Here is a 6,589-nt window from a genome sequence, read left to right as displayed (position 1 = left end):
ATCAATGCCAAAGATGCATTTGATGTGTTGGTGATTGGTGGTGGTCCTGCCGGTGGTACTGCGGCAATCTATGCAGCACGTAAAGGCATCAAGACCGGTATCGTGGCTGAACGCTTTGGCGGTCAGGTGATGGATACCATGGACATTGAAAACTTCACCACGGTGCAGAAAACCGTTGGTCCGAAGTTTGCTCAGGATATGGAAGCACATGTCCGTGAATACGGTGTGGATATCATGAACCTGCAACGTGTCAGCAAGATCACAGGTGCAGATCAAACGGCCAACGGTTTGGTTGAAGTTGAACTGGAAAATGGTGCCAAGCTGGAATCGAAAACCATCATTCTTTCCACCGGTGCACGCTGGAGAGAGATGAATGTGCCGGGTGAAGCAGAATACCGTACCCGTGGTGTGGCTTACTGCCCGCACTGTGATGGCCCATTATTCAAAGGCAAACGTGTTGCGGTGATTGGTGGCGGTAACTCGGGTGTAGAAGCAGCGATTGACCTTGCCGGTATTGTTGAACATGTCACACTGGTTGAATTCGATACCAAACTTCGTGCCGACCAAGTGTTGCAAGACAAGTTAAACAGCTTGCCAAATACCACCGTGATCATGAATGCATTGAGTACCGAAGTGGTCGGTGATGGTGCTCAGGTGACGGCATTGAAATATAAAGACCGTGCGACTGATATTGAGCATACGGTTGAGCTGGCAGGGATCTTTGTACAGATCGGCTTATTGCCAAACACTGATTTCCTGAAGAACAGTGCGGTTGAGTTGAGCAACCGTGGCGAGATCGTGATCAACGACCGTAACGAAACCAGTGTCAAGGGTGTATTTGCCGCAGGTGACTGTACCACTGTGCCGTACAAGCAAATTATCATTGCTACCGGTGAAGGTGCCAAAGCCTCACTGTCTGCCTTTGATTACATGATCCGTTCTGGCGTTTAAATGCTTTAAAAAATGAAACACGCACTTATGTTTTCCGATGTAAGTGCGTGTTTTTACAAATTTTCAACTTTATTCTTTATGCAGTTTATGGTTATATTTTTGCTATCCATTCCTATTGGATGCCACAAAGAAAAGGAAATAGACAATGAATAAATTACTTGTTGCATTAGGTCTTGCTGCTACTGTTGCGCTTGTAGGCTGTAATAAAGATAAAGCACCTGAAACTGGCGCGACCACAGGTGAACATTTAGAACACGCGGCTGATCAGGCTGGTGCTGATATTAAAGACGCTACTCAAAACGCGACTAGCGATGTTGCAACTGCGGTAGATACAGCGGGCGATCAAATTGATGCTGCTGCTGATCATACGGCAACTGCAACTGCTGAAGCTGCTGCAAAAACTGAAGCTGCTGCACGTGATGCGACAGCTAAAGTTGCGGGTGCAGTAGAGTCTGGTGCTGCTGACGTGAAAGAAAAAGCTCAACAATAATCGAGTTGACATAAAAAAGCCTCTGTTCACAGAGGCTTTTTTATTGGATGCTCTAGCTCAACAGCCCTTCATCACGCATGGCAATCTGCACTGACTGACGTTCAGCCACTTTATTACGCAATGCAATCACATTGATATACGGGGTCAAATCATGCTCGATATGATTCGACCAGTTGGTGAGCACAAACAAATAGGCATCTGCCGGACCAAAATTATCATCTACCAGATAATCACAGTCTGATTCAGCCAGATAGTTATCAATATATTTCAATAAACGGTCAACTTCAGCATAGGCTTTGGTCTTTTCATCATCGGTAAGTTTACCGGTAAAGAAAACCGCATAAGCATCATGCAATTCCGAGTTCAAATATCCCAACCATTCCAGAACTTTGGCACGTCCCATACCTGATGGCGGAATCAGGTCCTGCTTCGGATCGTGTTGCGCAAGAAACGGTAAAATCGCCACATTCTCGGTTAAAATCAAACCTGGATTAATTTCCAACGCCGGTACATAACCCTTTGGATTAATCTCGTAATAATCTGCACCTTTTGAAGTTTTATGTGTTTTTAGATCAACTCGTTCTAAATCAAAATCTACATTGATTTCATTTAAAATAATGTGGGCTGCCAATGAGCATGCGCCAGGTGAATAATACAACTTCATAATTGATCCTTGTTATCTAACAACTTATGCTCTAGAACGTTCCTACGAAACTCGAGAACAGACAGAATTAAAATTTATAATCGCTTTCATGCTAAGAACATCTACACCACTACTATTAATAAATTTTTTTCGACCTTGCAAGTTATATTCCGTGACGATTGATTAATTTATGAAAAAACAACCAAACAATGTCACGGAAACCGGATTAGGCTTGACCAAAAAGCTTGCCTAACCATTCAAATAACGAATTTAGAAATTCCACGATCATGTGTTTCGGATGATCAGGTTCAAGTTGTGAATCTGCGGTTTTCATATCCAGATCAATAATCACAGGATCATGGTCTGAAGAACGGTAGGCATCGGCCGCAAAGAACAGATCCTTTTGCGCATCGGTTTTATACTCCTCGTTATAATCCAATACCGTTGGCTCATCGGCATTGATATGCCAGGCAAAGGCTTTAATCACACGTTTATACAGATTAGCATCGGCAATGGCGTGATCAAGGTTACCTGCACCACCATAGCCATCTGCATCACTCGATACACCAAAGACATAGCTATAAGCCTGATTACCCTCACCGACCTTGCTGTCATTTAACAAAACTTTGTAGTTGGCTTTTTCAAAGCTCAGGATCGGATCTTCTTTGGCATAGCTGTTCATATCACCCAATAATAAAATATTCGGATTTTTGACCTGAGTTGGGTTCTTGGCGATCCATTGCGTGAGTTGTTCAACTGCTTTCACACGGGTTGGATTCCAGCATCCCTGTCCATCGCGTTGATCCGCATCGAGAGAATTTTCATCGACACCTTTACAACCTTTCGATTTAAGATGGTTTGGAATCACCGTAAAGATTTGCCCACCTTGTACAGGCTTAAAGGATTGTGCAATGGTTGAACGGTTTTTATCACCCAAGTCCAATACCGCAGCTTTATTCACGGGTTGAACACGTTTACTGTTATAGATAATCGCAACCGCAATCACATCCGTACCCAGCTGATTAAGTCCTTCTGGAATCACATATTTCCAGTCTGGCCCTAATGCTTTGGTGAGATTGGCAACCGCGCTGTCACTGCCATAACCATTATTGGCAATCTCCATCAAGCCATACACATCAGCATCGATTGTTTTTAATGCACTCACAATTTTGGCATGCTGTTTGTCGAACTCAGCCTGACTGTTAGCGCCACGTTCGGTTGGGAAGCCAGTCTTGCCATTGTCATAGTTGAGTACGTTAAATGCCGCCGCACGGATATGCTTACTTTGTTTCGCTGCAATTGTTGTGCGTGGATTGGTGGCGGTCACGATTTCTGGCAAGTTCGCACCCGCAATCGGCTGCACACGCCAAGCATTAAAACGGTATTCCAAAATACCTTGTGCATTTTTTAACTGATAACCTGAGCGCAATGTATTGAGGGCACTAAAGTTTTGTGGCAACCACGGTGCACGGTTTTGATTGTTATAACCATCATCAAAAATAATTTTTGAAAGCAGGTTTTGTTGCGCCAACGCTTTTGCTTCATTTGAAAGTGCAGGATAAAGATTGGTTGGAATGAATAAACGGCCTAAGCTGAGAGATAACTCACCATAACGACCAAAGTTATAGTTTTCACTTACCGTTAAGGTTTGCGGTAATTTCACCAACATGCCCTGATAACGTTTTGGAGAGTTACCAGCTGCATCGGTTAAGCTGCTAAAGGGTAAGTTCAAATCCAATGGCTGAATCAGGGAAGCCATATTCTGGTTACAGCTTTGAACATCTTGCTGTAACTGATCAATTTGGAGTTGATTTTGATAACTGGTTAAACGACCACGCAGGATGACTTCATCTCCCACTTGGCCGCCTTTTACGGCACTACTTGCAGGAATATAGACGAAGATGGCATTGCTGACATTAGGCGTGGCTTTGCTATCAGGCGTTTGCACATAAAAACCGGAGAAACCGTTGCTATAACGATAGTCCGCCGTGATCACCCCACGAATGGTATAGTTTTGATTCTGAGCTGAGTCGGCTAAACTGGCAATCGGTGTATCACGACTGCTACAGCTGACAACATCGCTAACCGGCGGTGTGGTGGTTGAACCGCTTAAGTTCGAAAAGTCATTCCGGTCCATCCAGGCCTGCCAGGATTGATCCAGGTCAAATGGACTGGTTGGGTCAACACTCACGACTGAATTGTCTGTTTGAATGCGTTTAAAGCTGTTACCCATGCTTAAAACCGTTGTACCCCAACCTGCTGCTGGGCGCTCGCCAATACGACCGAAACGATCTACAGGTGTCCCACGATACAGCAATACCACCGCATCATCACCATTAAAGGACAGACCACCAATCTGATTGACCTTATTGCCTAATTGGGCTTGTAATTCTGAACGGCCGATCAGAAATTTCTGTTTGCTGGCTAAACTGCCTTGTAAGGGAAATGCTGCGGTTTTAACGGTGCCGCCATTATTAAACTGCTGAATTTCATAATCTGCCAGATTGACCGTTGTGGCATCGGGGTTATAGATTTCCAGCCCCTTTTTATTACTGCTGCCATCGACATACTGGCTAAACATCAGTTGTGCATGCGCCGCAGAAAAAATTGAAGATGCACCCAACAAGCTTAAACAAATGGCGATCGAATGGTATTTAAAATTATGCATGGTTTTTTACTTAGTGTTTAAATTGCTATTAGGCTATGCAAGTTCTGTGACAGCACCATGAAGATTTTTTGACAAGTTTTCATCATTTTTAAAAATAAACGACTAAATAAAATCACTTAAAAGTTTGACTTGTCCACCTGAGCACTTAAAATACGGCATTTCTATATTTATATCTCCAGAATCATGTCAAACGATCAGTTAGAAACGCAAATTACGGAACTCGACAATTTGCCTGAGCACCGTGAAATTGTGACGTTTATGCGTCGTTCAGCTCCGCTCAATACTTCACAACGTACTGCTTTAGAAGATTATCGTGATTTAATTTTGGAATACCCTGTTGGTGATTTACGCCAGCATTTTGAACATCCTGAACGTCCATTAACCGTTGAAATCGGTTTTGGTATGGGCCGTTCTTTGGTGTTAATGGCCAAAGCCAATCCTGAACGTAACTTTGTCGGCATCGAAGTACATGTCCCTGGTATCGCACAGTGTGTCTATGAAGCGGGTATGGCTGGCTTAAAGAACCTGTTTGTACTGGATGCCGATGCCATTCAGGTATTACGTGAAATGCCAGACAACAGCATTAACTGTGTACAGCTTTACTTCCCGGATCCATGGCAGAAGAAGCGTCACTTTAAACGCCGTTTTGTCATTCATGAGCGTATGCAACTGGTTGAACAGAAGCTTGAGCTGGGTGGGACTTTCCATGCAGCGACAGATTGGGAGCCGTATGCAGAATGGATGCTTGATATCCTTGATAACCGTCCTGATATGGAAAATCTGGCAGGTAAAGGCAATAGCTACCCTCGCCCAGACTGGCGTCCAGTCACCAAATTCGAGCGTCGTGGACTTGAATCTGGTCATAAGATTAATGACTTTATCTTTAAGAAAATTAAATAAACTGATTTAATTTTCAAAGGAAGCCACTCACTGTTTGTTGAGTGGCTTTTTTATTGCATAAAAATTGACATGACTGAGATCAGGTTATGGCGAGTCATGCTCTAATTGTTTTAACACCTCTCCTGATTCTTTAACTCCATTTTCATAGGCTTTTTTAAACCAGTACTTGGCTTTTTCAAGGTTATGATATTCATTTATATAAAGGTAACCTAAATTATGCTGAGCCATAGGGAAATTCTGCTCGGCTGCACTTTCATATAGTTTTAAAGCCCTCTTTTCATTCTTGGGTACCAGCAGACCATCAGAATACATATTTGCCAGATTATATTGGGCTTCAGGCATATTTTGTTGTGCGGCCTTTTCATATAACTCCATGGCTAGACCAATATCTTTTTTCACCCCTCTCCCTGAAGAATAAGCATTTGCCAGATTAAACTGCGCTTTAGCGTAGCCTTGATCTGCAGATAACCGATAAAAAGCTAAAGCTTTATTTCGGTCTTTTTCCACATAGTGACCATGGTCATACATAATGCCCAAATTATATTGTGCTTCCAGAAAATTTTTCTGTGCTGCTCGCTCATACCAGTAAAAAGCTTTTTCTTCGTTTTTCGTGGTCCCAAGGCCCTTGAAATACATGCCGGCCAGATCATTTTGGGCAATCGCTGAGCCTTGTTGCGCTGCTTGTTCAAACAAAGCCTTAGCTTTTATATAATCTTGAGCTACATCTTGGCCCAAGAAGTATCGCCCGCCTTGCTGATAGAGCAATTCGGCTTGTACCTCCTGATTATCCCGAGTTACTTTTGAACAGGCACTGAATTGAAAAATGGTCAAAATAATCAAGATAACAATAAATTTTTCTTTCATTTCAATATCAATACCTTGTATAGATCAGACGAATGTATAGTCAGATTTTCATATCCATAGGAAAATTGAATGT

The 6,589-nt window shown here is 42.9% G+C and carries 6 protein-coding genes; 3 read left to right on the top strand and 3 right to left on the bottom strand.

Annotated features, from left to right (window positions below):
* Both ahpF and J699_RS12195 read left to right on the top strand, forming a co-directional pair.
* A partial coding sequence (ahpF, locus tag J699_RS12190) for an alkyl hydroperoxide reductase subunit F (RefSeq protein ID WP_032882651.1) occupies positions 1-951 on the top strand: 951 nt, incomplete at its 5' end.
* Between the two features lie 145 nt (positions 952-1,096).
* Positions 1,097-1,441 (top strand): hypothetical protein, encoded by a 345-nt coding sequence (locus J699_RS12195; RefSeq protein WP_005231011.1) that lies wholly within the window; start codon positions 1,097-1,099, stop codon positions 1,439-1,441.
* A 52-nt stretch (positions 1,442-1,493) separates the two neighbouring features.
* Here J699_RS12195 and J699_RS12200 read toward each other — a convergent pair whose 3' ends face one another.
* Positions 1,494-2,105 (bottom strand): glutathione binding-like protein, encoded by a 612-nt coding sequence (locus J699_RS12200; protein WP_005231012.1) that lies wholly within the window; start codon positions 2,103-2,105, stop codon positions 1,494-1,496.
* Positions 2,106-2,310: 205 nt separating this feature from the next.
* Positions 2,311-4,752: an ExeM/NucH family extracellular endonuclease gene (locus J699_RS12205; protein ID WP_032867185.1), complete on the bottom strand. Its 2,442-nt coding sequence runs from the start codon at positions 4,750-4,752 to the stop codon at positions 2,311-2,313.
* A gap of 183 nt (positions 4,753-4,935) precedes the next feature.
* On the opposite strand from J699_RS12205, the gene trmB reads away from it, so the two are divergent.
* Positions 4,936-5,652, top strand: coding sequence for a tRNA (guanosine(46)-N7)-methyltransferase TrmB (gene trmB, locus J699_RS12210; protein ID WP_005231014.1), 717 nt, complete (start codon positions 4,936-4,938; stop codon positions 5,650-5,652).
* Between the two features lie 84 nt (positions 5,653-5,736).
* Here trmB and J699_RS12215 read toward each other — a convergent pair whose 3' ends face one another.
* Positions 5,737-6,516, bottom strand: coding sequence for a tetratricopeptide repeat protein (locus J699_RS12215; protein ID WP_032867182.1), 780 nt, complete (start codon positions 6,514-6,516; stop codon positions 5,737-5,739).
* Between the last annotated feature and the right edge of the window lie 73 nt (positions 6,517-6,589).

The sequence above is a fragment of the Acinetobacter sp. 1000160 genome (assembly GCF_000588715.1).
GTDB lineage: Bacteria > Pseudomonadota > Gammaproteobacteria > Pseudomonadales > Moraxellaceae > Acinetobacter > Acinetobacter courvalinii.
Note: the sequence above shows the minus strand (reverse complement) of the source record. Positions and strands in the feature narration are given on the sequence as shown.

Coding starts and splice junctions, on each gene's coding strand:
- J699_RS12215 (WP_032867182.1), bottom strand. CDS start 6,516: ATGAAAGAAAAATTTATTGTTATCTTGATTATTTTGACCATTTTTCAA.
- trmB (WP_005231014.1), top strand. CDS start 4,936: ATGTCAAACGATCAGTTAGAAACGCAAATTACGGAACTCGACAATTTG.
- J699_RS12205 (WP_032867185.1), bottom strand. CDS start 4,752: ATGCATAATTTTAAATACCATTCGATCGCCATTTGTTTAAGCTTGTTG.
- J699_RS12195 (WP_005231011.1), top strand. CDS start 1,097: ATGAATAAATTACTTGTTGCATTAGGTCTTGCTGCTACTGTTGCGCTT.
- J699_RS12200 (WP_005231012.1), bottom strand. CDS start 2,105: ATGAAGTTGTATTATTCACCTGGCGCATGCTCATTGGCAGCCCACATT.